This window comes from Devosia limi DSM 17137, assembly GCF_900128975.1.
GTDB classification, from domain to species: Bacteria; Pseudomonadota; Alphaproteobacteria; order Rhizobiales; family Devosiaceae; genus Devosia; species Devosia limi.
Window position 1 is genome coordinate 182513 of the sequence record NZ_FQVC01000007.1, and the last position, 25700, is coordinate 208212.

The 25700-nt window shown below is 63.1% G+C and carries 21 protein-coding genes; 12 read left to right on the plus strand and 9 right to left on the minus strand.

All coding sequences use genetic code 11. The features are described from left to right. Positions 1 to 61: 61 nt before the first annotated feature. Positions 62 to 1303 carry a sensor histidine kinase gene (locus tag BUA69_RS12770; RefSeq protein WP_052950754.1) on the minus strand — a complete coding sequence of 414 codons (1242 nt, stop codon included), beginning with the start codon at positions 1301 to 1303 and terminating at the stop codon, positions 62 to 64. Positions 1304 to 1402: 99 nt separating this feature from the next. Here BUA69_RS12770 and ppk2 point away from each other — a divergent pair, with 99 nt between their 5' ends. After that, positions 1403 to 2281, plus strand: a complete 879-nt coding sequence (gene ppk2, locus BUA69_RS12775) for a polyphosphate kinase 2 (protein ID WP_046136876.1) — start codon at positions 1403 to 1405, stop codon at positions 2279 to 2281. A 4-nt stretch (positions 2282 to 2285) separates the two neighbouring features. On the opposite strand, the gene BUA69_RS12780 is transcribed toward ppk2, so the two are convergent. After that, positions 2286 to 3122: a MurR/RpiR family transcriptional regulator gene (locus BUA69_RS12780; RefSeq protein ID WP_046136875.1), complete on the minus strand. Its 837-nt coding sequence runs from the start codon at positions 3120 to 3122 to the stop codon at positions 2286 to 2288. 94 nt (positions 3123 to 3216) lie between these two features. Here BUA69_RS12780 and BUA69_RS12785 point away from each other — a divergent pair, with 94 nt between their 5' ends. From BUA69_RS12785 to BUA69_RS12805, 5 genes are all read left to right on the plus strand, one after another. After that, positions 3217 to 3987 (plus strand): N-formylglutamate amidohydrolase, encoded by a 771-nt coding sequence (locus tag BUA69_RS12785; protein WP_046136874.1) that lies wholly within the window; start codon positions 3217 to 3219, stop codon positions 3985 to 3987. Positions 3988 to 4023: 36 nt separating this feature from the next. After that, positions 4024 to 5505: an amino acid permease gene (locus BUA69_RS12790; protein WP_046136873.1), complete on the plus strand. Its 1482-nt coding sequence runs from the start codon at positions 4024 to 4026 to the stop codon at positions 5503 to 5505. A gap of 69 nt (positions 5506 to 5574) precedes the next feature. Then, a complete protein-coding gene (locus BUA69_RS12795) occupies positions 5575 to 6936 on the plus strand; it encodes a glutamine synthetase family protein (RefSeq protein WP_046136872.1) in 1362 nt (453 codons plus the stop codon). 69 nt (positions 6937 to 7005) lie between these two features. Further along, the gene (locus BUA69_RS12800) at positions 7006 to 8388 is read left to right on the plus strand and encodes an aldehyde dehydrogenase family protein (RefSeq protein WP_046136871.1); all 1383 of its coding nucleotides are present in this window, start codon (positions 7006 to 7008) and stop codon (positions 8386 to 8388) included. A gap of 150 nt (positions 8389 to 8538) precedes the next feature. Next, on the plus strand, positions 8539 to 9693 hold the full coding sequence (locus BUA69_RS12805; RefSeq protein ID WP_046136870.1) for an iron-containing alcohol dehydrogenase: 1155 nt from the start codon (positions 8539 to 8541) through the stop codon (positions 9691 to 9693). A 250-nt stretch (positions 9694 to 9943) separates the two neighbouring features. On the opposite strand, the gene BUA69_RS12810 is transcribed toward BUA69_RS12805, so the two are convergent. After that, a complete protein-coding gene (locus BUA69_RS12810; RefSeq protein ID WP_046136869.1) occupies positions 9944 to 11425 on the minus strand; it encodes a mannitol dehydrogenase family protein in 1482 nt (493 codons plus the stop codon). Positions 11426 to 11580: 155 nt separating this feature from the next. Between BUA69_RS12810 and BUA69_RS12815 the strand changes: the two genes are divergently transcribed. Then, on the plus strand, positions 11581 to 12492 hold the full coding sequence (locus tag BUA69_RS12815) for a sugar kinase (RefSeq protein ID WP_046136868.1): 912 nt from the start codon (positions 11581 to 11583) through the stop codon (positions 12490 to 12492). Positions 12493 to 12556: 64 nt separating this feature from the next. Here BUA69_RS12815 and BUA69_RS12820 read toward each other — a convergent pair whose 3' ends face one another. The 3 genes from BUA69_RS12820 to BUA69_RS12830 form a co-directional block, all read right to left on the minus strand. Continuing rightward, positions 12557 to 13099 (minus strand): DUF924 family protein, encoded by a 543-nt coding sequence (locus BUA69_RS12820; protein WP_046136867.1) that lies wholly within the window; start codon positions 13097 to 13099, stop codon positions 12557 to 12559. A 42-nt stretch (positions 13100 to 13141) separates the two neighbouring features. Next, complete coding sequence (locus BUA69_RS12825; RefSeq protein ID WP_046136866.1) at positions 13142 to 14062, minus strand: VOC family protein; 921 nt, start codon at positions 14060 to 14062, stop codon at positions 13142 to 13144. A 289-nt stretch (positions 14063 to 14351) separates the two neighbouring features. Continuing rightward, positions 14352 to 16160 (minus strand): ABC transporter ATP-binding protein, encoded by a 1809-nt coding sequence (locus BUA69_RS12830; protein WP_046136865.1) that lies wholly within the window; start codon positions 16158 to 16160, stop codon positions 14352 to 14354. A gap of 816 nt (positions 16161 to 16976) precedes the next feature. On the opposite strand from BUA69_RS12830, the gene BUA69_RS12835 reads away from it, so the two are divergent. Beyond that, positions 16977 to 18218, plus strand: a complete 1242-nt coding sequence (locus BUA69_RS12835) for an aminopeptidase (protein ID WP_046136864.1) — start codon at positions 16977 to 16979, stop codon at positions 18216 to 18218. A 73-nt stretch (positions 18219 to 18291) separates the two neighbouring features. Beyond that, positions 18292 to 19671, plus strand: coding sequence for an FAD-containing oxidoreductase (locus tag BUA69_RS12840; protein ID WP_046136863.1), 1380 nt, complete (start codon positions 18292 to 18294; stop codon positions 19669 to 19671). Between the two features lie 19 nt (positions 19672 to 19690). Here the strand turns inward: BUA69_RS12840 and BUA69_RS12845 are convergent, their stop codons facing one another. The 3 genes from BUA69_RS12845 to BUA69_RS12855 all read right to left on the minus strand — a co-directional run bounded on the left by BUA69_RS12845 (position 19691) and on the right by BUA69_RS12855 (position 22262). Beyond that, positions 19691 to 20518, minus strand: a complete 828-nt coding sequence (locus BUA69_RS12845) for a sugar phosphate isomerase/epimerase family protein (RefSeq protein WP_046136862.1) — start codon at positions 20516 to 20518, stop codon at positions 19691 to 19693. Positions 20519 to 20629: 111 nt separating this feature from the next. Further along, positions 20630 to 21451 carry an amidohydrolase family protein gene (locus tag BUA69_RS12850; RefSeq protein WP_046136861.1) on the minus strand — a complete coding sequence of 274 codons (822 nt, stop codon included), beginning with the start codon at positions 21449 to 21451 and terminating at the stop codon, positions 20630 to 20632. A 7-nt stretch (positions 21452 to 21458) separates the two neighbouring features. Then, positions 21459 to 22262: an IclR family transcriptional regulator gene (locus tag BUA69_RS12855; protein WP_046136860.1), complete on the minus strand. Its 804-nt coding sequence runs from the start codon at positions 22260 to 22262 to the stop codon at positions 21459 to 21461. 115 nt (positions 22263 to 22377) lie between these two features. Here BUA69_RS12855 and BUA69_RS12860 point away from each other — a divergent pair, with 115 nt between their 5' ends. From BUA69_RS12860 to BUA69_RS12870, 3 genes are read left to right on the plus strand one after another with little or no spacing between them, the layout of a single operon-like run. After that, positions 22378 to 23127, plus strand: a complete 750-nt coding sequence (locus BUA69_RS12860; RefSeq protein WP_046136859.1) for an SDR family oxidoreductase — start codon at positions 22378 to 22380, stop codon at positions 23125 to 23127. A gap of 12 nt (positions 23128 to 23139) precedes the next feature. After that, the gene (locus BUA69_RS12865; protein ID WP_046136858.1) at positions 23140 to 24672 is read left to right on the plus strand and encodes a sugar ABC transporter ATP-binding protein; all 1533 of its coding nucleotides are present in this window, start codon (positions 23140 to 23142) and stop codon (positions 24670 to 24672) included. Further along, the gene (locus BUA69_RS12870) at positions 24672 to 25676 is read left to right on the plus strand and encodes an ABC transporter permease (RefSeq protein ID WP_046136857.1); all 1005 of its coding nucleotides are present in this window, start codon (positions 24672 to 24674) and stop codon (positions 25674 to 25676) included. The genes BUA69_RS12865 and BUA69_RS12870 overlap by 1 nt, the downstream gene beginning before the upstream one ends. The last annotated feature ends 24 nt before the right edge of the window (positions 25677 to 25700 follow it).

The following is a 25700-nucleotide window of genomic DNA, read 5'->3' on the forward strand; positions in this document are numbered from 1 at the left end:
CGAGATTGCTTATGGCAAACGGAGAACATAGATGCCGAGCAGTAGGCGCCTCCCCCCCCCCTCAGGGCAGCAGCACCTCAACCCGCATGCCTTCGCCGGGGCGGCTCTTGATGGTAAGCAGGCCGCGGTGGCGATGGACGATGTGCTTGACGATGGCGAGGCCAAGGCCCGTGCCCTTCTGCTTGCGGCTGATTTCGGCGTCGATGCGGTAGAACCGCTCGGTCAGTCGCGGCACATGTTCGGGTTCGACGCCGCCGCCATGGTCGGTGACGCTGACCAGATGCTGGAAGCCGGTGCGACCGGCCGGGGTCAGGGTGACCTCGACAGTCTTGCCGCTGGCCCCATATTTGATGGCGTTGTCCATGAGGTTTTCAAACACTTCATAGAGCTGGCTGCGATCGCCTATTGTGGTGGCGACGCCCTCGGGCAGGGTCATGACAATATCCAGGTCGGCGGCGCGGGCCTGGATTTGCAGACCATCGCGCACTTCGCGCAGTAATGCCGCAAGATCGATGCTGCCGGTGGGGCGCACATGCTGGTGCATTTCAATGCGCGAGAGGCTGAGCAAGTCGTCGATGAGCTTGCTCATCCGCTCGGCCTGACCGCGCATGATGCCGAGGAAGCGCTCGCGCGCGGCAGCGTCCTTGGCCGCCGGGCCCAGCAGCGTATCGATAAAGCCCAGCAACGAGGCGAGCGGCGTGCGCAATTCGTGGCTGGCATTGGCGACAAAATCGGCACGCATGGCATCGACGCGCTTGAGCTCGGTCAGGCTCTGAAAGGTCACGACCGATTGGCGGGCATCATCGGTCAGCCAATCGGTGCCCGGCAGGCGCAACGGCGCGACGACGACCTTGTCCCAAGTCTCGGACGGCAGCGTTTCATGCAATTCAAAGGTGCGCGTGGCGCCAGACTTGCCGACAGCCTCGATGGCCTGCACCAATTCGGGATTGCGCAGCGACAGCGTCACCGGATTGCCGGGCACGACATTGGGAAACTGCCGGCTGGCGGCGGCATTGGTATGGACCACCACCGCCCGCCGATCCAGCACCAGGCAGGGATCTGTAAGGGCCTCGGCGAAAGCGGCGACCGAGCGTTCCTCGCGCCCAGGCTCCAGCACTTCGAGGACTGTCGGCTCAACGTGAACCTCGGCCGAGGGCAGCAGCGCCGCGATGCCCAAAGTGGCCAGCAGCGCCATGATCGCAGGCACAATGGTGAGGCTGCCGGCGATAACCAGAACCAGCAGAATGACTGCCATGGCGGCAAGCAGGGAAGCGCGCGCGCGCAGGCGCGCCGTCACGGGCATGGACGGAGCCGGAGAGGACGGAAAATCGACCATGTGAGCCGTCTGGAAACCTCGATAGAACGCGCCCCTTGCGCGTGGATCGCCTTCATAGCACGTTGAATGCGACAACGGAGAGACAGTGTGACCGACCTGCTCGAGAGCTTTGACATCGACAATCCGGAACTGCCCAAGGCCATCAAGAAAGCGGCAATGGGCTCTGGTGGCTATCCCTATGAGGATAAACTCGATGGCGAACTCTATGAAGAGCAGATGTATGATCTGCAAAAGCAATTGGTTCTGCTGCAGGCGCATCTGAGCAAGAGCGGTGAGCGCATCATGAATGTGTTCGAGGGGCGCGATGCTGCCGGCAAGGGCGGCACCATCAAGACCTATCTGGCAAATCTCAATCCCCGCTACAATCTGATCGCAGCCCTGCCCAAGCCCAACGATCGCGAACGGACGCAATGGTATTTTCAGCGCTATGTCGACTGGATGCCTGCGGCCGGGGAAACCGTGCTGTTCGACCGATCCTGGTACAACCGGGCCGGGGTCGAACCGGTGATGGGGTTCTGCACCCCCGCGCAGACCGAGACCTTCCTAGCGGAAGCGCCGGAATTTGAAAAACGCATCACCAATGACGGCATCCACCTGTTCAAGTTCTGGCTGTCTATCGGGCGGGAAATGCAGCTCAAGCGCTTCCATGACCGCCGCCACGACCCCCTCAAAGTGTGGAAGCTGTCGCCCATTGATCTGGAGGCGCTAGGCCAGTGGGACGCCTATTCGGCGGCGCGGGACGACATGCTCAAGCGCACCGATTCCAGGCATGCGCCCTGGACGGTAATCCGCTTCAACGACAAGCGGCGCGGAAGGCTCAACGTTATCCGTACCGTGCTGCACAAGCTGGATTATACCGGCAAGAGTGCCAAGGCCATCGGCGAGCTCGACCCGAAAATCCGGATGAGCGCCGAGGACTACCTGGATTTGGAGAAGACGGACTGAGGCGCTAACTGCGCTCGATGGAGCTGATGCGTTTGCTGGCAACAGGCCAGGCCAGTTCGGTGGTGCGGGCGATCAGCGCTTCGACCAGGGTGAAGACCGAGCCATTGGCGTCCCAGGTCCGATCGAGGCCGGTATGGCAGGGCAGTACCAGCTTGGCATGGCGCGCTATCGGGCTCATCCATTCATCGGTAATCAGCACGAGGAAGGCGCGGCGGGCTGCAAGCTCCGCCGCCGCCTCGAGCAGGGATGCATCGTAGCGGCGGACGTCGAAGATGATGGCGGTATCGCCCGGCTTGACGTCGATCATCTGGTCGGCGCGGGTCGCCGGACGCGCATCGAGACGGCGCAAGCCGGGGCGCACCAGCCGCAGATGGGCTTCGAGATAGCCGGCGAGAAAGTCGGTAAACCGTCCGCCCGCGAGGTAGCAGGTGCCCTTGCCCTCGGCCAGCCGCACACAGAGCGCCTCGAACTCGGAGGCCGGGATCAGCGCGGCGGAACTGCGCAGATTGTCGATGGACTGCGTAATGAAGCGATCAAGGAAGTTGGCATCGCCCGCCTGCCGGGGCGGCGCGGACTGGCTGCGCTGCAGCGGCGACTTGGCCCGCTCGTCCAGCTCCTCGCGCAGGGCGCGCTGGAAATCGGGGTAAGACCTGTAGCCGAGCTGGGACACGAAGCGCAGAACAGTGGCCGAACTGGCGCCGGCCTGCGCGGCGAACTCGGCGACCGGGGCAAAACCAATGGTGGGGTAATTGGCCAGAAGCCCCCGTGCCGCGCGCTTTTCAGCCGCCGTGAGCCGATGCATCGCATCGTGGATCCGCGCTGCGACCGTCTTGCCTTCCATCCCCAACCGTCCTGGATTTCTGAATTCAGGATTGACAGATATCACCAATATGGAACTACTAGTACAGAGTTAATCGCTGCACGGGCGGGGCAAGGTGGATACGCAAGCTGACAAGGCTGTGATCGTTTCCAATGCGAGTGGGACCTCGCCCTTTGTCTTGGTCTGCGACCATGCTTCCAACCGCATTCCCGAAAAATATGGCGATATGGGTCTGTCCGGCATCGAGCGGCTGAGCCATATCGCCTGGGACCCGGGCGCCTTGTCGGTCAGCCATCTCTTGTCGGATCTGCTGGGGGCGCCGCTGGTGCAATCGACAGTGTCGCGGCTGGTGATCGACTGCAATCGCGATCTCGACGCACCCGACCTGATCTGGACGCTGTCCGAGACGACGCGGATCACCGCCAATGAGGGATTGAGCGCCGACGAGCGGGATTACCGCATCACCCATTTTCACCGGCCTTTCCACGACGCCATCGATGCGGTGCTGGAAATGCGCCGGAGGGCCGGGCAGGACACCATTCTGGTCTGCATGCATTCGTTCACCCCGGTCTATCTGGGGGTAGCACGGCCCTGGCCAATCGGGCTGATCCACGGCACCGATCCGCGCTTTACCCAGACAGTATACGACGCGCTCAAGGCGGAAGAGCCGGACATGAATGTGGGCTGGAACCAGCCCTATGCGGCGCTCAACGGGGTGACGCTGACGCTGGAAAAGCATGGCGACGGGCGCGGGCTCGAAGCCACGATGATCGAAATTCGGAACGACGAAATTCTCGAACCCGCCGGGGTCGCCCTATGGGCCAACCGGCTGGCCCGTTGCCTCGAGACGGCGCGTACAGCGCGTGGACTGGCAATGGCTCGCTAGACCAAGGATATGGGGACTGAAACCAGGGGGACTTGAATGGCTGAGACCAAGAAGGTCGGCAGTGTTGCCTATGCAACGCGCGACAGTTCGTACTTCGCAAAGCGTGGCCTGATCCGGCACGCCAATGTGTGGCATCTATGGGCGCTGGGCGTTGGCGCCGTGATTTCTGGACACTTCTCGGGCTGGAATGGCGGGCTGCTGCAGGGCGGCTGGGGCGGCATGTTCATTGCCACCATCGTCATCGGCGTCATGTATCTCGGCCTGACCTTCGCCATTGCCGAAATGAGCCCGGCTTTGCCCCATACCGGGGCCGCCTATTCCTTCGCCCGCACCGCCATGGGCCCCTGGGGCGGGTTCCTCACCGGTCTGGCCGAGAACGTCGAATATGTGCTCACCCCAGCGGTGATCGTGTTCTTCATCGGCTCCTATCTCACCGGGATTTTCGGCACGCCCGACAGTTTCCAACCGGTCTGGTGGGTGCTGGCCTATATCGTCTTTGTCGGGCTCAATGTGTGGGGCGTGGCGCTCAGCTTCCGGGTGACGCTGGTGGTGACGCTGCTGGCGCTGGCCTGCTTGCTGGTGTTCTGGATCTCGGCCATTCCGAACATGGATTTCTCCCGCTGGGCGCTCAATATCGGGCCGGGTGGAGTTGAATTGCCAGAGGGCAATGGACCGTTCCTGCCCAATGGCATAATCGGCATTTTCTATGCCCTGCCCTTTGCGGTGTGGCTGTTCCTGGCCGTCGAGCAGCTGCCGCTGGCGGCCGAAGAATCGATGGACCCCAAACGCGATATGCCGCGCGGCATCATCGCGGCCTTCCTCACCCTCGTGGTCTCAGCTTTTGCCATCCTGACACTCAATCCATCGGTGGCGGGCATTGGCTCGTTTGCGCTGGGTTCGTCGGGCGAACCGCTGCTGGATGGCTTCAAGGCCATCTATGGCGACGGCATTGCCAAGGGGCTGGCGCTGGTGGCGGTGCTGGGGCTGATCGCCTCGTTCCACACCATCATCTTCGCGCAGGGCCGGCAGATCTTCTCGCTCAGCCGCGCCGGCTATTTCCCGACCCTGCTGTCGGTGACCCATGACAGCCGCAAGACGCCTCACATCGCCATGGTGGCGGGCGCCCTGCTCGGCCTCGCCGTAATCCTCTCGGTCTGGTTCCTGGCCGGCGAGGAAAACCGGGGTTCGGTGATCGGCTTTACCCTGCTCAACATGGCGGTGTTCGGAGCCATGCTCAGCTACATCATGCAGGGCATCAGCTTCATCCTCCTGCGGCAGAACCAGCCGAACATGGATCGGCCGTTCCGCAATCCCTTCGGCGTTCCGGGCGCGGCGCTGACCGTGATTATCGCGGCGGTCACCATCTATTTCCAAATCACCGGTGACGCGGCCTATCGCGCCGGCATTCTGGGCGTGGCGATCTGGTTTGCCGTGTTCATCGCCTATTTCGCGCTGGTCGGCCGTCACAAGCTGATCCTGTCGCCAGAGGAAGAATTCGCGCTCGAACACAAGGCCTGAGCCAATCTGGGGTCTTGAACCGTGGAGGGATCAAGGCCCCAGCCAAACGACGCAATCGGGAGAGAGAGTATGGCTGCCTATTCGCTGGAAGCGCTGCGGGAGGATGTGGGTGCGGGACGCATCGATACGGTGCTGGTCGCCTTTCCCGACATGCAGGGGCGGATGATTGGCAAGCGTCTCCAGGCCGAGTATTTCCTCGACACGGCCCATGACGAAACCCATGGCTGCGATTACCTGCTTGCCGATGACATCGACATGGAGCCGGTACCCGGCTACACGGCGGCCAATTGGGGCAAGGGCTATGGCGATTTCGTCATGAAGCCGGACCTGACCACTCTGATGAAGGCCACCTGGCTGGAAGGCACGGCCATCGTCCTCTGCGATCTGACCGATCACCATCACGAACCGCTCCCCCACAGCCCCCGCGCCATTCTCAAGCATCAGATCGAGCGGCTGGCGGCGATGGGCTACACCGCCAATGCCGCGACGGAACTCGAGTTCTACCTGTTCGACGACGACTACCGCACGGTGCATGACAAGGGACACCGCAACCTGACCACGTCGGGCTACTACATCGAGGATTACCACATCTTCCAGACCACCAAGGAAGAAGGGGTAATGCGTCAGCTGCGCAAGCATTTGCAGGCCTCGGGCATTCCGGTGGAAAGCTCCAAGGGCGAATGGGGCCCAGGCCAGGAAGAGATCAATATCAGATATGCCGATGCGCTGACCATGGCCGACCGCCATGTGGTGCTCAAGAACGCCACCAAGGAAATCGCCTATGGCCAGGGCAAGGCCGTGACCTTCATGGCCAAGTGGGATTTTGGCCTCGCCGGCTCGTCGAGCCATATCCACATGTCGCTGGCCGACAAGGCAGGCAAGCCGATGTTTGTCGACGCCAAGGACGAGCGCGGCATGAGCGAATTGATGAAGCATTTCATGGCCGGGCAATTGGCCTATGCCCGCGACATCACCTATTTTCTTGCGCCCTATATCAATTCCTACAAGCGCTACCAGGCCGGCACCTTTGCGCCGACCAAGGCGATCTGGAGCCCGGATAATCGCACCGCTGGCTTCCGTCTCTGTGGCGAGCACAGCAAGGCCATCCGCGTCGAATGCCGCATGGGTGGGGCCGATCTCAATCCCTATCTCGCCATCGCTGCGCTGATTGCCGCTGGCATCAGGGGGATAGAGGACAAGCTGCCGCTGGAGCCGGCCTTTGTCGGCGACGCCTATCTGACCGGGACGCTGCGCGAAATTCCCAAGACGCTGCGCGAAGCCACCGAAATGCTGCAAAACTCCACGATGCTGCGCGAGGCGTTCGGCACGGCGGCAATCGAGCACTACGTGCATACCGCCGAGTGGGAACAGTTTGAATATGACCGCCGCGTCACTGACTGGGAGCTGAAACGCGGGTTTGAACGGAGCTGAACCCGCTCCACATGCAGCCTTACCAGACGCCCATAACTGCTGTTGGGTGGACATATACGAGGACCGACCATGACCGAGACGGTAAAAATCATCTCCCCCATTGATGGGAGGGTCTATGCCGAGCGGCCGCTGGCCACCGCCGCCGAGATCGAGACGGCGGTGACGCGGGCCAAGGCGGCGCGGCGCGGCTGGGGCGAGGTCACCCTTGCCGAACGCACCAAGATCATGAGCCATTTCGTCGATGCGCTGCTGGCGATGAATGACGATATCGTGCCCGAACTGGCCTGGCAGATGGGTCGGCCGATCCGCTTCGGCGGCGAAAAGCGCGGTGTCGAGGAACGCGCCCGCTACATGATCGATCTGGCCGCCGAAGCGCTGGCACCGGCCGAGAAGCCGGGCAAGGACGGCTTTATCCGCTATATCACCCGCGAGGCGCTGGGCACTGTCATGGTGATCGCGCCGTGGAATTATCCGTTCCTGACGGCGGTCAATTCCATCGTGCCCGGGCTTATGGCCGGCAATTCCATCATCCTCAAGCATGCCAGCCAGACGCTGCTGGCGGGCGAGCGCTTTGCCATGGCCGCGGTGCGGGCGGGGCTGCCGGATGGGCTGTTCCAGAACCTGGCACTGGACCATGACGACACCGAAAAGCTGATCGGCTCGGGCGCCATCGACCATGTCAATTTCACCGGATCGGTGGCAGGCGGGCGCCGGATCGAGAAGGCGGCGGCGGGGACATTTGCCACGCTCGGGCTGGAGCTGGGCGGCAAGGATCCGGCCTATGTGCGGGCTGACGCCGATCTCGCCAATGCGGCGGAAAACCTCGTCGATGGGTCGTTCTTCAATTCCGGGCAGAGCTGCTGCGGGGTCGAGCGCATCTATGTGCATGAAGCCGTCTATGACGATTTCGTCGAGCGCTTCGTTGAAAACGCCCGGGGCTGGGCGCTGGGCAATCCGATGGATCCCGATACAATTGTCGGCCCGATGGCGCGCGGCAATTTTGCCGATCATGTGCGCCTGCAGACTGCCGAAGCCGTGCGCAGCGGTGCGACCCGGCTGCTCAATGCCAGCCACGAACTGGACCAGCATGGCTCGCCCTATCTGGCGCCCGAAGTGCTGACCAATGTGAACCACCAGATGTCGGTGATGCGCGAGGAAAGCTTTGGGCCAGTGGTGGGGATCATGAAGGTTGCCGATGACGACGAAGCGGTGACGCTGATGAATGACAGCCCCTATGGGCTGACGGCCTCGATCTGGACCGGCGATCTCGATGCCGCGGCGCGGCTGGGATCGCGGGTAGAAACCGGAACGGTGTTCGCCAATCGCTGCGATTACCTCGATCCGGCACTGGTCTGGACCGGCGTCAAGGACACCGGCAAGGGCGGCGCGCTGAGCGAGATCGGCTATGCCAATCTGACCCAGCCGAAGAGTTACCATCTGAAGCGGGTGTAATGCCCGGAACGCTCCCAACCCACGGGGTCATCCCGGCGCAGGCCGGGATCCTTGTCCGTGGTCAACCGCAACATCCAGCGTGTGGCAGACCCACCGCATGGATTCCGGCCTCCGCCGGAATGACACCGTGAATGTGAAGGCAACAGCGCCATGACCAAAGCCAATTGGAACTACCCCACCGCCATCAAGTTCGGCCCCGGCCGCATTGCCGAGTTACCGGAGGCGCTGAAGGCAGCCGGGATCAGCAAGCCCTTGCTGGTGACCGATGCGGGGCTGGTCAATCTGCCGGTAACGCAGAACGCCATCGCGCTGCTCAGAAATGCCGGCATTCCGGTTGGCGTATTTGCGGAGGTCAAACCCAATCCAATTTCGGCCAATGTCGAGGCCGGCATCAAGGTGCTGCGCGAAGGTGGGCATGATGGCGTCATCGCCTTTGGCGGCGGCTCGGGCCTCGATGTCGGCAAGGTCATTGCCTTCATGGCCGGGCAGACCCGGCCGATGTGGGATTTCGAGGATATCGGCGATTGGTGGACCCGCGCCGATCCCAAGGGGATTTTCCCGATCATCGCCGTCCCCACCACCGCAGGCACCGGCTCGGAAGTGGGCCGCGCCGGGGTCATCACCGACGAAACCACCCATACCAAGAAGGTGATCTTTCATCCCCTGATGATGCCCAAAGTGGTGATCATCGATCCCGAGCTGACGGTGGGCATGCCCAAATTCATCACCGTGGGTACCGGCATGGACGCGCTGGCCCATTGCCTCGAGGCCTATTGCGCGCCGGGCTATCACCCCTTGGCCGATGGCATAGCCGTCGAGGGCATGCGGCTGGTGTTCGAGAACCTGCCCAAGGTCTATGCCAATCCCAATGACGTCGAAGCACGCGGCCACATGATGAGTGCGGCGGCGATGGGCGCCACCGCATTCCAGAAGGGACTCGGCGCCATTCACGCCCTCAGCCATCCGGTTGGGGCGCTCTATGACACCCACCACGGCATGACCAATGCGGTGTTCATGCCCTATGTGCTGGCGGTCAACAAAGCTGCCATCGAAGCCCGCATTGCCCGGTTGGCCGCCTATCTCGGCTTGTCACCGAGCTTTGAAGCGTTCCAGCATGCCGTGCTGGCCCTGCGGGCACGGCTCGATGTGCCCCATACCCTGGCGGACTTCAATGTCGATGGCAGCAAGCGCGAGCTGATCGGCGACATGGCAATTGTCGATCCCACGGCGGGCGGCAATCCGATTGAACTGACCAAGGCACGGGCGCTGGAGATCTTTGACCGGGCGATGGAGGGGCGGATTTAAGCCTTAAATCAAACTACAAATTCGGGCTGCCCGCGGACTTGATCCGCGGGTCGCTCGCCGCACATGCCGTGTTGAGAATGGCCCACGGGTCAAGCCCGCGGGTAGCGCAGTGGGTGGGATAGTGTAAGGAAATCCCAAAACACTAGTCGCCGTCATTGCCTGGCCTGTCCGGGCAATCCATCTTCGGAGCTGGAGGCACCGGGACGTGCCCGGTGGTCACGATGGTACGGCGGTCGGGCGCGTGCGCCGCCTAGGCAGCGTCTCCCTCGGCAACCTCGTAAACCGTCTCCGCCACGCCGATCTCCAGCAAAGTATCGAGATGGGTGGCGACGGCTTCGCCGAAAGCCTGGTTTTCCGGCAGGTCACCGCCGAATACCTCGGTCAGGCTGACCAGCCCGATATAGAGCTCCTCGGCATCGTCGCCGGCGTCGGCGGCGATGGCCAACATGCGCATGGCGAGGGGATCGCGGACGTCGATGACGTCGCCATTCTCATCAATGCCCATGACGTAGCGCATCCAGCCCGCAACGCCGAGCGCCAGCCGCTCGAACGGTGCGTCGGCGGCAAGGCGATCGCGGATGGTACCGAGCAGGCGCTGCGGCAGCTTCTGGCTGCCATCCATGGCAATCTGCCAGGTGCGGTGCTTGAGGGCGGGATTGCGGAAGCGCTCCAGCAACTGGTCGCGATAGGCGGCCAGATCAACGCCGGGCATGTCCAGCGTCGGCATGATTTCGAGCGTCTGCATATCGTGGATCAGCTTGGCGAAAGCCGGATCGCCCATAGCGTCCGAGACATATTCATGGCCGGCGAGGTAGCCGAGATAGGCCAAGGTGGAGTGCGCGCCATTGAGCATGCGCAGCTTAATCCGCTCGAACGGCTCGACATCCTCGACCAGTTGCGCGCCGACGGTTTCAAAGGGCGGACGGCCCTGGGGGAAATTGTCCTCGATCACCCATTGGGTGAAGGGCTCGGTCATGATCGGCCAGGCGTCTTCCAGACCGGTCAGGCTGGCAATGGTCTCGCGGTCAGAATCGGTGGTCGAGGGAACGATGCGGTCGACCATGGTGCCGGGGAAGGCCACATTGGCTTCGACCCAATCGCCCAGCTCCCCATCACGCAGGCGGGCAAAATGGGTGACGATCCGGCGGGTGGTCTGGCCGTTGGAGGGCAGGTTATCGCAGCTCATCACCGCGAAGGGGGCGAGGCCAGCGGCCTTGCGGCGGGCCAGGGCGGCGACGATCAGGCCGGGCGCGCTGCGCGGAGCATCGGGATTTGCGAGGTCATAGACGATATCGACATGGCCTTTATCGAGATCGCCGGTCGCCGGATCATGGCAATAGCCCTTTTCGGTGACGGTCAGCGAGACGATGCGGATGGCGGGTGACGCCATCAGGTCGATCAATGCATCGCGCTCGGTATTGGCGTCGAGCACCTTGAGGATCGAACCGATGACACGGGCACGGGTGCCGGCGGCGTCACGGATGGCGACGGTGTAGAGACCGTCCTGCGGCTCCAGCGCTTCTTTGGTGTCGGGGCGGCGCAGGCTGGCGCCGACAATCGCCCAATCGGGATGCTGCTTGAGCAGGTCATCGACATAGACAGCCATATGGGCGCGGTGGAATGCTCCGATGCCCAGATGCACAATGCCCGGCGTGACGGCGCTGCGGTCATAATCGGGCGTGGCAAAGGCGGTGGGGGACCCCGAAAGGGTCTTGGCGCTGAGGCGCGTCATCGGTCGAGAATCTCCAAGCTAGGGTGGCGGCACCATAATGCCTTCGCATCTTGTATGGAAGATGCGGGCGATCAGCACTTTGTCGCAACCCGAGGTTGCGGCGCGGCTGTGTTTACCGGCATAACCCTTACCGAATCCAACGAGGAAGTGCAGCCTTGACGCAAAAGCGGTTCGTAAGCATCGGCGAATGCATGATCGAGATGAGCGGCGGCGAAGATCGCCAATACCGGCTGGGCTATGCCGGCGATACGCTCAACACCAGCTGGTATATGCGGGCCCTGCTCGGCGATGACTGGTCGGTGGATTACTTCACCGCACTGGGCGATGACCGTTATTCCGGCGAGATCCGCAACTTCCTCGAGGCCAACAATATCGGCACCAGCCATATCGCCACCATCAAGGGCCGGCGCCCGGGCCTCTATATGATCCATCAGGAAAAGGGCGACCGCCACTTTACCTATTGGCGCGATACCTCCGCGGCCAAGCTGCTGGCCGAGGACAAGGACGCGCTCAACGCGGCGCTGGACGGGGCCAGCATGGTGTATTTCTCCGGCATCACCCTGGCCATCCTGCATCCGCGCGCCCGCGGCCGCCTGCTCGGCGCCATCGTCAAGGCGCGCGATGCCGGCGCCAAGGTGGCGTTCGATCCCAATGTGCGCCCGGCGCTGTGGACCAATGCGCGGGTGATGGGCTCGATGCTGACGGCGGCGGCGAGCCTCTGCGATATCGTGCTGCCGACGCATTCGGACGAAGCCCCGATCTTTGGCGACAACAGTGTCGAGAACACGGCCGAACGCTATCTCGAACTTGGGGTAGAGGAAGTGGTGGTCAAGGATGGTGCCGATCCGGCGCTGATCGCCACCGCCAGCGAACGGGTCAAGGTCGGGCCGAAGCCGGGGGCCGTGGTGGTCGATGCGACTGGCGCGGGCGACAGTTTCAACGGGGCTTATCTCAGCGCCCGATTGGCAGGCAAATCACTGGCCGAGGCCGCAGAGGCAGCGCACCGGGTGGCGGGCATTGTCATCGGGCAGAAGGGCGCGCTGGTCGATCCGACGCTGTTGCGGTAGGGGCACGCTGGGCGGTCCCCTTCTCAACCGGGTCATGAGCCCGGGTGGGCGTCCGGACAAAGCCCTAGAACACCCGATCGCCCTGCTCCGTCATATAGGCAAGTTCCTCGGGCGTGCTCTGGCGCCCCAATACCTTGTTGCGGAACGGAAAGCGGCCGAAACGGGCGACGGTATCGCGATGCTTGGTCATGAAATCGAGCATTTCCGGGCCCAGCGGCGTGAACAGCGTTACGCCCTCCTGCTGGATCACCAGCGACTCCGAATGCATGAACGGCATATAGAAGAACATCCGCCGGGATGGATCGACCGCCATGTCGGCGCCGGCGGAGATGGCCTCCTGAGCCAGCACCACCGCCATAGTGTCCTGGGCGAAGGCCTTGGGCGAGCCGCGGTGCAATTGCCGGGAAAACTGGTCGAGCACGATGATCTCGGCGAGACGCCCCTCGGGCGTCTGCCGCCATTGCCAGGCTTCTCCGAGCGCGACATGGGCATGGGTTTCAGCAAATCGTGACGCCAGCACTGCGTCGAACTCGGCCTTGCCGCCGAACCAGTCGTCCCTGCCATACTCGACAAACCAGAAGTCGATGACGTCTTCGGCGCTGCGCATGATGCCTCCCTCACGTATGCGAGGGAGACCTAACCATGTTCGCTACGCCTTGACCACGAGCTTGATGCGGTTGCCGAACGGGTCCTGGGTTTCGATGCCGTCCTCAACGGGGATGATCGGCGCCTTGGCGCTATCGAGGCGGGCGCGAACGCCGTCCAGAGTTCCCGTATCGGGCAGCACGATGGTGAACCAGAGCAGCCCCGCCGCACCAGCCGGTGGCAGGGCAGCATTGGGGCCCGACCAGATGTTGAAGGCGATGGTGTGGGGCATGTAATCAAGCCCGACATCACCCATGCCGAACGAGGTGATCAGCAGGAAACCGGCAAAGCCGATGACGTCGCGATAGAAATCCATCGCCTGGTGCAGATCGTTGACATGCACATGGACGTGACCGATGCGCGTGCCTTCGGGCATGTCGGCTTCCAGCACCGGCTGCGAGCCCAGTTCGGCCAACAGACCATCGAGATCGATGGGATCACGGCCCGAATGCGGCTTGCCTTCCGTGGTCACGGCATAATGGCCGAGCTCGGGATCACCCAGCGTGCCGCGCCAGGGCGTCTCGAAGGTGATTTCGATGCCATTGCCGTCGAGGTCCCACAGATAGATCGCCTCGGAGACCAGATGGTCGGTGGGAGCGATGCGCACATTGCGCTGCAGGGCACGAACGGCCAGCTGCGCCAGGTCAGCGCGCTTGGGCACGTGGATAGCGACATGATAGAGGCCGATAGTGCGCGGCTCGGACGGGCGGGTGGCGCCGGTTTCCAGCACGATCAGCGGCTTACCGCCAGCGCCCAGCGTCAAGATGTTGTCGGTTTCGGCAATCACCTGGAGGCCGACGACATCGCGCCAGATGGCGAGGGCGCGCTCCCTTTCGGTGACGGCGAGATGGACCGGACCGAGCACGGTACTCAGCGGCAGGACGGGGACGGACCGGACATCGGTCTGGACGCGGGCGTCAATCATGGCGGGCTCCTATGTGCCTTGCGGCATGTGGGCCGCGCACTGAATTGACCCCTGATATAATCGGGCACACGCTCCGGGGCCATTGCCACCCAGACGAAGGCATTGTTCGTCAAAGTGACGGCAATGCCCGCCCTGCCCGGCTGGAACCGGTCATGGCGCGTGCTGCGCCGCACGGCCAACGCCGCGAAGTCGACCCGATCTCCAGGCGTTTGGGCGGGTCAATCTCGACGATATTGGCGGTCGCCAGTAAATGGCATTACGCCGGGGATCGCTCCCCGGCGCTTGTCGATCAGGCGATCTTGAGGCCCTTGGTCAGTTCCAGCGCCTGGCGCTCGAACAGCCGGCGATAAATACCGCCCTTGAGCGTGATCAGCGTCTCGTGGCTGCCCTCCTCGACGATCTCGCCCTTGTCGAACACCAGCAGGCGATCGAGGGCGCGCACGGTCGACAGGCGGTGGGCGATGACCAGCGTGGTCCGGCCCACCATCAGGCGCTCCATCGCCTCCTGGATCAGCACTTCGCTTTCGCTGTCCAGGCTCGAGGTGGCCTCGTCCAGGATCAGCACCCGTGCATCGGCCAGGAAGGCCCGGGCAATGGCGACACGCTGGCGCTCGCCACCCGACAGCTTGACACCGCGTTCGCCCACCATGGTCTCGTAGCCCTTGGGCAGGTTCATGATGAAGCCGTGGGCGCTGGCCTGCTTGGCCGCCAGTTCGATCTCGGCGCGCGAGGCGCCAGGACGGGCATAGGCGATATTCTCGGCCAGGGTGCGATGGAACAGGATCGGCTCCTGCTGCACGATGGCGATCTGCTGGCGCAGCGAGGACTGCTGAACATCGGCTATGGTCTGCCCGTCGACCAGGATCGCTCCGGCATTGACGTCATAGAGCCGCTGGATGAGCTTGACGAAGGTCGTCTTGCCCGAGCCCGAATGCCCCACCAGCCCGACCCGTTCGCCCGGCGCAATGCGCACCGAGAAATCGCGATAGAGCGGGGTGACGTGCGAACCGTACTGGAACGTCACGTTTTCGAAGGCGATGGCACCCTTACCGATCTCGATCGGCACGGCGCCCGGCTTGTCGTCGATGCCCAGCGGCTGGTCGAACAGGGATACCAGCTCTTCCATGTCATTGACCGAGCGCTGCAGGTTGCGAATGTGCTGGCCGACGTCGCGCAGGTGACCCTGCAGGACGAAGAACATGGTGAGCACGAAGGTGATGTCACCCGGTGTTGCCACGCCCTGCTGCCAGAGCAATAGAGCCGTCCCCAGAATGGCCGTCTGCATGATGGCCATCATCAGGCCCTGCAGGCCGCCATTGAGCGTGCCGCGCTGCCAGACGCGCTTGGTGCGCTTGCGCCATTTGCCGACGACACCGCCCAGAAGCTTTTCTTCGCGGGTTTCGGCGCCGAAGGCCTTGACCACCGAATTGCAGCTGACCGCATCGGCCAAAGCGCCGCCCATCCTGGTGTCCCAGGTGTTGGCCAGGGCACCGGCGGGCGCGACAAAGCCCATCGAGACCCACACGGTGATCGAGACATAGATCAGCGAGCCGAGACCGACAACGAGGCCCATGACCGGCCAATAGGCGCCCAGGATCACCGTGGCGCCCACCAGCATGACCAGCGAGGGCAGCAGCGCCACCAGCAGCGTATCGTTGAGCAGATCGAGCGCGCCATTGCCGCGGGTGATCTTGCGCACGGTCGAGCCGGCAAAGCTGTTGGCGTGCCAATCGGTCGAGAAGCGCTGGACACGATGGAAGGCACTGGCGATGACGCCGTTCATCATCGTCAGGGTAAAGGTGATCAGGTTGAAGAACACCAGCTGGCGCAGCACGACCGACGCAAGATAGAGCCCCGCCATGGTCCAGAACGCGACCAGCGCCGCCGTCCAGAAGCCGGCATCCTGCCCGCTGCCTGAGGCGACAGCATCGACCAGCCGGCCGGCGAAAATCGGGCTCAATGCCTCGGCCAGAGTGGCGGCCAGCACCAGCACGGCAATCAGCACCGACCGCAAAGGCTGCTGGCGCCAATAGGCAAAGGTGAAGCCGAGAACCTTGCGGAAGGCATCGGCGCGAAAATCGAGTTTCTTGCGACTCATTATGGTGACCCGGCCGCGTTATCCGCGAACCGGCCCTTCAAAAGGCAGAGATGAAAGGCACAGCCGGTGCAGGGACGATAATGACCCTGTCAGATCGGGTGGGCTGTGATGGGTAGACCGCGGGCGGCGGGCCTAAAAACGGCGGGCCGCGGATGGGCGTGACCTAAGGTCGAAAACTGCCCATGGGGTAGACGATGACTGATACTGCCATATGCCGCCTCCCTCGTTCGATCCGATGCGGTAGACGATTTGTAGCGAAGGCGTTCGGATTTGCCAACAGGGCGCACGCGAGCGCGTCACCCGATGATGCAAACCGGCAACAGGCGGGGGGGTGGTTGGGGAGCGGGTAGGCGGTAGCGAGCATTGGGGCGACCACCGCCGGTCTCATCGCCAATCCCGCATTCCAGCTTCGTCAGAACACACGGAGTCATTCCCGCGCAGGCGGGAATGACTCCTTGGATTACTTCGGCGGTGGAGAAGTAGAGGGACCGCTACCAAGCGATCCCATCGATTTGAGCGACGGCAGCCAGTCCCGCCGGCATCGTCGGCAACTATTTCTGCTTGTCGATATTGCGGGTTGCCAGCTGGCCATAGGCCAGGGCCGCCAGGAAAATGCCGAACATGGCGATGCTGGCAAGAGAAATCAGGGTGACATCGACGTGCATTGGACGCTCCATTGTTGCTTGCGAACCCACATCTGCACGCCAGAAGCGGTCGATGCTTTGACCTGCATCAACAGCTTTGCGCTTGGGGCTGGCAGGGCGCGAAACGAGCGGTTAGGGTTCGAGCCAATTCAACTGCTTTGGACTGTATTTCATGACCAATACCAATCCCATCGACCCGGTGAAGCTCGACAAGCTGGCCGAAGTGGCCATCAAGGTCGGCCTGCAGCTGGCTGAGGGTCAGGACCTGCTGATGACGGCGCCGATGACAGCGGCACCGCTGGTGCGCCGCATTACCGAGCATGCCTACAAGGCCGGTGCGGGTCTGGTGACCACGCTCTATTCGGATGAGGAAGCCACCCTGGCGCGCTACCGGCACGCCCGGGATGCCAGCTTCGACAAAGCCGCTGGCTGGCTCTACCAGGGCATGGCCGATGCATTCAAAGCCAATACCGCACGCCTCGCCATTGCCGGCGACAATCCGATGATGCTGGCAGGCCAGGACCCCGACAAGGTATCGCGCGCCAACCGCGCCAATTCGGCGGCCTATAAGCCTGCCCTGCAGCTGATCACCGGCTTCGATATCAACTGGAACATCGTGTCCTATCCGAGCGCCGCCTGGGCCAAGCTGGTATTCCCCAATGACAGCGAAGAAGTTGCGGTCGGCAAGCTTGCCGATGCGATCTTCAAGGCATCGCGCGTTGACCGCGACGATCCGATCGCCGCCTGGGCCGAGCACAATGCCAACCTGAAGCAGCGCTGGACCTGGCTGAACGGCAAGCGTTTTGCCGCGCTCAAATATACTGGCCCCGGCACGGACCTGACGGTCGGGCTGGCCGATGGTCACCGCTGGAAGGGCGGCGCCTCGGAAGCCAAGAATGGCATTACCTGCAATCCCAATATCCCCACCGAAGAAGTGTTCACCACGCCGCACCGGTTGCGCGTCGATGGCTATGTGGCCGCCACCAAGCCGCTCAGCCATAACGGGTCGCTGATCGAGGAGATGCAGGCACGCTTTGAGGGTGGCAGGCTGGTCGAACTCAAGGCCGCCAAGGGTCAGGACATTTTCAACAAGGTGCTCGACACCGATGAAGGCGCGCGCCGGCTGGGTGAAGTGGCGCTGGTCCCGCATTCTTCGCCGATTTCGGCCTCGGGTATCCTGTTCTTCAACACGCTTTATGACGAAAATGCCTCCTGCCATATCGCGCAGGGCCAGTGCTATTCGGATTGCTTCGAGGGCGGCAAGGACCTGACCCAGGAACAGATCAACGCCCAGGGCGGCAATAGCTCCAATATCCACATCGACTGGATGATCGGCTCGGACAAGATCGACATCGATGGCGTGCATGCCGATGGGACGACCGAGCCAGTGATGCGCAAGGGCGAGTGGGCGTAAACGACCAAGCAGATGCCTCGCACCCCAGGGTGCGAGGCATCGCATTCTCGCCGCCGCGAAACGGGGGGTAGCCTTGAGCGAAACGTTCGACGCGATCATCATCGGAGCCGGTCAGTCCGGCCCGTTTCTCGCCGCCAGGCTTGCCGAGGCGAACTGGAAAACCGCGCTGATCGAGCGCGAGCATCTGGGTGGCACCTGCGTCAATGATGGCTGCACCCCCACCAAGACCCTGGTCGCAAGTGCCCGCGCCGCCTGGGCAGCCCGCCATGCCGCGGACTTCGGCGTGGCGATCGCGGGGCCCGTCACCGTCGACATGCTCGCGGTCAAGGCCCGCAAGGACAAGGTGGTCGGCGCCTCGGTCAAGAGCCTGACCGATTGGCTGGGCGGGTTCAAGACGCTGGAAGTGATCAGGGGCTCGGGGTCGTTCGTCTCGCCCACGGAAGTTTGCGTCGATGGGCGGGTGCTGACAGCGCCGAAAATCTTCATCAATACCGGTGCCCGCGCCAGCGTGCCCGACTGGCCGGGACTGGCGCGCGTCCCCTATCTCACCAATACCACGATCATGGACCTGGACGTGCTGCCGGCGCATCTGGTGATCGCGGGGGCGAGCTATATCGGTCTGGAATTCGCGCAGATATACGCGCGCTTCGGCGCCAAGGTCACGGTGATCGAACGCGGCGCCCGCCCGGCATCGCGCGAAGACGAAGACATTTCAACTTCGATCCGCCAGATCCTGGAGGCCGATGGGGTCTCGTTCCTGTTCAACACCAATATCGAAGCCGTGGCGCCAGCGGGGAACGGCATTCTGCTGTCGCTGGAAAGCGGCGGACGGCGGTCCTCGATCGAAGGCTCGCATCTGCTGATCGCGCTGGGGCGAACGCCCAATAGCGGGGACCTCGATTTGGCAGCGGCCGGGCTCAAACTCGACAAGCGCGGCTATATCCCGGTGGACGACCACTTGCGCACCGCGGTTTCCGGTATCTGGGCCATGGGCGATATCAATGGACGGGGCGCTTTCACCCACACGTCCTATAATGAATTCGAAATCGTCGCCGACAACCTGCTCGACAAGGGCAAGCGTTCGATTGCCGGGCGCGTGCCGGTCTATGGCCTGTTCATCGATCCCCCGCTGGGACGTATCGGCATCACCGAGGCGCAGGCCCGCGACTATGGCCGGCCAGTGCTGATGGGGACGATGCCGATGACCCGGGTCAGCCGCGCCAAGGAGCGGGGCGAAACCCAGGGGCTGATGAAGGTGCTGGTCGACGCCAGCAGCAAGCGCATTCTCGGCGCTGCCATTCTGGGCATTGGCGGCGATGAGGTGGTGCAATCGCTGCTGCAATTGATGGCGGGCGATCTGCCCTATACCTCAATGCAGCAGACCATGCATATCCACCCCACCGTCACCGAATTGCTGCCGACATTGCTGGCGGATCTGAAGCCGCTGGACTGACGGCCGCGCCGGCGCCCGATCAGTCGAGCCGGGTCAGCACGAAATCGCGTTCGGCGGCAATGCCGGCCCATTCATTGGGGATTTCGCTGTCGAAGATCAGCGTGTAGGGCCCCTTGTAGCCAGCCGTTTCGGCGGCGGCGATGCAATTGCCGTAATCGGCCTCATCGAGATCGCCATCGATGAAATTGGCCTTGGCATGGCACAGTTCGGCGCGGCCGAAGATCGACTGCAGGTCGGCATATTTGGTCGGGCCGCCCCAATTGCCGAAATCGCCATTGAGCCCGACGCGGCCATCGAGCTTGTCGAGCAGGAAATGCACATGGGCGGGCTCGGCCAGCAGATCGAACCAGTTCTCGACCATCAGGCGAGTGGATGAACCCGCATTGCCATCGGCGAGGCTGGTCAGCGCCTTGACCGACAGGTCCAGCGCATCGCGGGTCGGCTTCTGCTTGCCGGCGATAACGCGAGCGTGCTTGGCGCCCAGGATATTGGCGGTTTCGATCCAGCTGGCGATCCAGGCCGTGTCGCGCTTGCTGGTCAGCGGATTGCTGATGTCGCCGGCATCGATCAGCAGGGTCTGCAGTTCGACATCGACGATATCGAGCGCATCGCGCAATTCGCCGAGATAGATCGGATCGCGGCTGGGAATATGGAAGGAGACGATTTCGAGCCGCTTGATGCCGCGATTGGCGATTGCCGAGGGAATGTCGAGCAGCGACTCGGTGCCTTCGCCATAGGTTTCCTCGACCGGGCCGACTGCCAGCGTGTCGAGATCATGCGGATAGGTGGTGCCCAGGTGCCGGTGCAGCGACCAGGTGGATACGGCGATACGATCTTCGGAGGCCATGCAATCATCCCAAGCTGGTGTTCAAGGGCGAGACTGCCCCTTCGCGGCGCCGGGTTCAAGGCGCCTGTTGCAGAACGGCTGCCAGACACGCCCGTTCCCCTGATGCGACGCTCAGACGCGGTAGACGCGCTCGGCATTGGCATGCAGCAGCTTGGCTTTTTCGCTGTCGCTGGCACCGGCAATGATCTGGTGGGTCGCCTCGACCCAGCGGGTCAGCGAGCCGGTGCGGGTGACCACGGGATGATCGGACCCCCAGACCACACGGTCCCAGCCGAAGCTCTCGATGACATGCTCGACAAAGGGGCGCAGGTCATCGACGGTCCAGTTGGGCCCGGCATAGGCCATGACCCCGGAAATCTTGGCGATCACATTGGGCAAGCGGGCAAATTCGGTGATATGGGCGCGCCAGGGATCGAGCCCCTTGCCCGCCACATCGGGTACGCCGCAATGATCGAGGATGAATTCGACATCGGGCGCGCGCTGCACCAGCATCATGCCGATGGGTAATTGATCGGCGCGCAGGCAGAGATCAAAGCTCAGATTGTAGTCGGGCAGATGGCGGATGTTTTCGACAAACAGATCCGACTGGCTGAGATCATCAGGCACTTCATGCAGGATACGCCGAACGCCCTTGACGTGAGGATGTTCGGAAAGCCGCTCGATCTGGTCGACGAAATTCATGTGTTCGGGTCGACACCCGGCAATGGCGCCGATGATGCGCGGCAGGCCCAGCACATATTCGGTTTCGCCGAGCATATCGGCTTGTGCAACATCGACTTCCATGTGCAGCGCCGACGCGATGCCCAGGCCCACGGCCTCGGCGAAATAATCCTCGACCGACCAGCGCTTGTTGAGCGCGGGCGCACCCGAGAGCCAGGGGTAGGAGAAGCGCTCGGGGTAGACCAGGTGCAAATGGGTATCGAGGATGCGCATGCTTATCCTACTCCGCCGTGTGTTCGCCCGTACGTTGCGAGATTTCGCGGCCGGCCGCCAGCAGAAGCTTCAGCGACTGCGCCTTGTCGGGAGCATCAACCTTGTCGAGCCGCTGGGTATAGGGGCAGGTCAGCACCGCCAGCACCGAGCCCAACGGCCCGAAGATCGGCACGGTCAGGTTGGTGACGCCCGACACCTGGGCGCTGGGAAGGTCTTCAAATCCCTGTTCGCGCACTAGCGTCAGGCGCGCCTCCAGGCCCTTCGGCATCGTTTCGGGGCTGCCCATGTCCTGTTCTTCGAGCATCAACACGCGCTCTTCAGGGGTCGCGAAGGCCAGAAAGACATGGCCGGAGCCGGTATTGAGCAGGCCGATACGGCTGCCAATGCGGATCGAGACGTTCCAGTAGCCGGGCCCGTCGACCTGGGCAATGACCACAAGGATATTGCGGTCCTGGATCACCAGATGGCAGGCCTGCTGGGCCTTGAGCGCAAAACTGCGCAGCACCGGCGTGGCCAGGCTCACCAGGCGCCGCATCGGCGGCCGGGCATGGGCAAGCTCGAACATCTTGAGGGTGATCTCGTAGCGATCCTCCAGCGTGCGGCGGACATAGTCACGCCGCACCAGCCGGTCGAGCATGCGGTAGATTTCGTTGGGTGAGCGATCGAGAGCCTTGGCGATTTCGGCCTGGCTGAGGCCTCCGTCGGTCTCGGCCAGCAGCTCCAGAATATCGAGACCCTTGTCCAGCGCCGGGGCGCGGTAGCGGTCTTCCTTGGCCTCGTCCGGGCCGTGCAGCTCATTGGTTTTGGTCATCGCCTCACTCCCTGCCCGCAAGTCTACACGAATTCAATTGCCTCGATAGTTCATTTGTGAATAGATTGTTTGTATATGGCGCAATGCAGTGACGCCAAGGGAGGACATTTTCGGCATGCGACTGAACGGCAAGCGTATTTTCATTTCGGCTGCGGCCCAGGGCATCGGCCGGGCGAGCGTCTTGGCCTGCGCCGCCGAAGGCGCGCATGTCGTTGCCACCGATATCAATGCGGAGGGTCTCAAGACCCTCGCCGCCGAACATGCCAATATCGAAACCGTGCTGCTCGACGTGATGAATGCCGATGCAATCAAGGCGTTCGCGGCCAGCCAGCAGGCTTTTGACGGTATCTTCAACTGCGCCGGGTTCGTGCACAACGGCACCATCGAAAACACCACCGACGCCGACTGGGATTTCAGCTTCGATCTCAATGTGCGCAGCATGTACCATGTCACCCAGGCCTTGCTGCCGGGCCTGCTGGCACAGGCCAAGACCAATGGCGCTGCCTCCGTCGTCAACATGGCCTCGATGGCTTCCTCGGTGAAGGGCTTCCGCAATCGCCTGCTCTACGGCACGACCAAGGCTGCCGTGATCGGCTTCACCAAGGCGATGGCCGCCGACTATGTCGAGCGGGGCCTGCGCTGCAATGCGCTGTGCCCCGGCACCGTCGACACCCCATCGCTGCGCGCCCGCATTGCCGGTTCACCCGATCCGATGCAGGCGGAAAAAGACTTCATCGCCCGCCAGCCGATGGGGCGCCTCGCCACCGTCGATGATATCGCGCCGATGGTGCTGTTCCTGCTGTCTGACGAGTCCCGCTTTGTTTCTGGCCAAGCCATCCTCGTGGATGGCGGCGTCACGATCTAGAGGACACCGCCCATGAGCGCCCTTGTTGAAATGGTCGATATCGACAAATCGTTTCCAGGGGTCAGGGCGCTCAACAAGGCAAAGTTCGAACTGCTGGCCGGCGAAGTTCACGCCCTGATGGGCGAAAACGGGGCCGGCAAGTCGACGCTGATGAAAATCCTGTCCGGCGTCTACCAGCGCGATGCCGGATCGATCCTGCTCGATGGGCAGGCTGTCGACATCGCCAGCCCGCGCCAGGCCCAGGACATGGGCATTGGCATCATCCATCAGGAACTGGCGCTGATGCGCGACCTGACGGCGGCGCAGAACATCTTTATCGGCCGCGAGCCGCGCCGCATGGGCGGGCTGCTGCTCGACGAGGCAGCCCTCAATGCGCAGGCCGCGACGATCTTTGCCTCGATGAACCTCAAGCTCGATCCGCGCGTGCAGGTCGGCGGGCTGACCATTGCGCGCCAGCAAATGGTCGAGATCGCCAAGGCACTGTCCTACAAGTCGCGCGTGCTGATCATGGATGAGCCCACGGCAGCGCTCAACGATGCCGAGATCAACGAGCTGTTCGCCATCATCGGCCGGCTCAAGGCCGAAGGCGTTGGCATTGTCTATATCTCACACAAGATGGACGAGCTGAAACGGATTGCCGACCGGGTGACGGTGATGCGCGACGGCGAATATGTCGGCACGGTGCCCGCCGCCACCACCCCGATCGAGACCATCATCTCGATGATGGTGGGCCGCACGCTCAGCAATGAGACCCCCGCCTTCCCCGATGTCTCCGCCGCCCCGGTTGCGCTGGATGTGCGCGGGCTCAGGCGCGGCCGGGAAATCCGCGATGTCAGCTTCAGCGTCCGCAAGGGCGAAATCCTCGGACTTGCCGGCCTGATGGGCGCCGGCCGCACCGAGGTGGCGCGGGCGATTTTCGGCGCCGATCCGATCGAGGCCGGCGAAGTCTTCGTCAATGGCGAGCAGGTGCGAATTTCGGCGCCGCAGGATGCGGTGCGCGCTGGCATAGGTTACCTCTCGGAAGACCGCAAACATTTCGGTCTCGCGACCGGGCTTGATGTGCGCAACAATATCGCGCTGGCCAGCCTGTCGCGTTTTACCGGTCCGGCTGGCGTGTTGCGCGAAAGCGCGATGCGCGACACGGCGCAGGGCTATATCAGGCAGCTGGCGATCAAGACCCCCTCGGACAGCCAGGAGGCGCGCCTGCTTTCGGGTGGCAACCAGCAGAAAGTGGTCATCGCCAAATGGCTGCTGCGCGACTGCGAAGTGCTGATCTTTGACGAGCCGACGCGTGGCATCGATGTCGGCGCCAAGTCGGAAATCTACAAGCTGCTCAATGCCCTGGCCGCCCAGGGACGCGCCATCATCGTCATTTCCTCGGAACTGCCCGAGATCCTGCGCCTCAGCCACCGCATTGCGGTGATGTGCGAGGGGCGGCTGACCGGCTTTCTGCCCGGCGGCGCATCGCAGGAAGACATCATGCGGCTGGCCACCATGCGCCCAAGCGCTGTGGCCGAAACTGAACCCAACCGGAAGACGGCATAATGGACAGTATCAGCACCGAGACCAAGCCCGGCCTGATCGCCGGCATCCGCACCTCCGGCGCCTTTCACAAGCTGCTGGCCTTTTCGGGCCTCATTGCCCTTCTGGTGGTATTCAGCCTGGCCTCGCCCAATTTCATGCAGACCCAGAACGTGCTGGCTATCCTGCAGGCGACCTCGGTCAATGGCGTGCTCGCCATTGCCGCGACACTGGTAATCATTACCGGCGGCATCGATCTGTCGGTCGGCACGCTGATGACCTTCTGCGCTGTCATTGCCGGCGTCATCCTGACCTTCCTCGGGCTGCCGCTGCCGCTGGGTGTGCTCGGCGCAATCCTGGCCGGCACCGCTGCCGGGCTGGTTTCGGGCACCATCATTGCCAAGCTCAAGGTGCCGCCCTTCATCGCCACGCTCGGCATGATGCTGATCCTCAAGGGTCTGTCGCTGGTGATCTCAGGCACACGCCCGATCTATTTCAACGACACGCCCGGCTTCACCCAGATCGCCCAGGGCTCGCTGATCGGCTCGATCATCCCGGCGCTGCCTGTCCCCAATGGCGTGCTGATCCTGTTCCTCGTCGCTGCCGTCATCAGCTTCATTCTCGGCAAGACCGCGCTGGGCCGCTACACCTTTGCCCTTGGCTCCAACGAAGAGGCCGTGCGGCTCTCGGGGGTCAATGTCGATCGCTGGAAGATCGCGGTCTACGCGCTGGCCGGTTCGGTCTGCGGCGTCGCCGGCCTGCTCATCGCCTCGCGCCTCAATTCGGCCCAGCCCGCCCTCGGCCAGGGCTATGAGCTCGACGCCATCGCCGCCGTCGTTATCGGCGGCACCTCGCTCAGCGGCGGCCGCGGCACCGTGCTCGGCACGCTGATCGGCGCCCTTATCATTTCCGTGCTGGCCAATGGCCTGCGCATCCTTTCGGTGGCTCAGGAATGGCAGACGGTCGTGACCGGCTGCATCATCATCCTGGCCGTCTACGCCGATATTCTGCGGCGCCGCAATCTTTAGGCACCGGCTCACCCGCGCCGCCCC

What these genes read in the sequence shown, in the direction of transcription:
- BUA69_RS12795 (WP_046136872.1), top strand. Translation starts at nt 5,575, where the DNA reads ATGGCTGCCTATTCGCTGGAAGCGCTGCGGGAGGATGTGGGTGCGGGA.
- ppk2 (WP_046136876.1), top strand. Translation starts at nt 1,403, where the DNA reads ATGCGACAACGGAGAGACAGTGTGACCGACCTGCTCGAGAGCTTTGAC.
- BUA69_RS12820 (WP_046136867.1), bottom strand. Translation starts at nt 13,099, where the DNA reads ATGCGCAGCGCCGAAGACGTCATCGACTTCTGGTTTGTCGAGTATGGC.
- BUA69_RS12830 (WP_046136865.1), bottom strand. Translation starts at nt 16,160, where the DNA reads ATGAGTCGCAAGAAACTCGATTTTCGCGCCGATGCCTTCCGCAAGGTT.
- BUA69_RS12865 (WP_046136858.1), top strand. Translation starts at nt 23,140, where the DNA reads ATGAGCGCCCTTGTTGAAATGGTCGATATCGACAAATCGTTTCCAGGG.
- BUA69_RS12860 (WP_046136859.1), top strand. Translation starts at nt 22,378, where the DNA reads ATGCGACTGAACGGCAAGCGTATTTTCATTTCGGCTGCGGCCCAGGGC.
- BUA69_RS12805 (WP_046136870.1), top strand. Translation starts at nt 8,539, where the DNA reads ATGACCAAAGCCAATTGGAACTACCCCACCGCCATCAAGTTCGGCCCC.
- BUA69_RS12790 (WP_046136873.1), top strand. Translation starts at nt 4,024, where the DNA reads ATGGCTGAGACCAAGAAGGTCGGCAGTGTTGCCTATGCAACGCGCGAC.
- BUA69_RS12825 (WP_046136866.1), bottom strand. Translation starts at nt 14,062, where the DNA reads ATGATTGACGCCCGCGTCCAGACCGATGTCCGGTCCGTCCCCGTCCTG.
- BUA69_RS12855 (WP_046136860.1), bottom strand. Translation starts at nt 22,262, where the DNA reads ATGACCAAAACCAATGAGCTGCACGGCCCGGACGAGGCCAAGGAAGAC.
- BUA69_RS12800 (WP_046136871.1), top strand. Translation starts at nt 7,006, where the DNA reads ATGACCGAGACGGTAAAAATCATCTCCCCCATTGATGGGAGGGTCTAT.
- BUA69_RS12835 (WP_046136864.1), top strand. Translation starts at nt 16,977, where the DNA reads ATGACCAATACCAATCCCATCGACCCGGTGAAGCTCGACAAGCTGGCC.
- BUA69_RS12770 (WP_052950754.1), bottom strand. Translation starts at nt 1,303, where the DNA reads ATGCCCGTGACGGCGCGCCTGCGCGCGCGCGCTTCCCTGCTTGCCGCC.
- BUA69_RS12810 (WP_046136869.1), bottom strand. Translation starts at nt 11,425, where the DNA reads ATGACGCGCCTCAGCGCCAAGACCCTTTCGGGGTCCCCCACCGCCTTT.
- BUA69_RS12850 (WP_046136861.1), bottom strand. Translation starts at nt 21,451, where the DNA reads ATGCGCATCCTCGATACCCATTTGCACCTGGTCTACCCCGAGCGCTTC.
- BUA69_RS12870 (WP_046136857.1), top strand. Translation starts at nt 24,672, where the DNA reads ATGGACAGTATCAGCACCGAGACCAAGCCCGGCCTGATCGCCGGCATC.
- BUA69_RS12780 (WP_046136875.1), bottom strand. Translation starts at nt 3,122, where the DNA reads ATGGAAGGCAAGACGGTCGCAGCGCGGATCCACGATGCGATGCATCGG.
- BUA69_RS12845 (WP_046136862.1), bottom strand. Translation starts at nt 20,518, where the DNA reads ATGGCCTCCGAAGATCGTATCGCCGTATCCACCTGGTCGCTGCACCGG.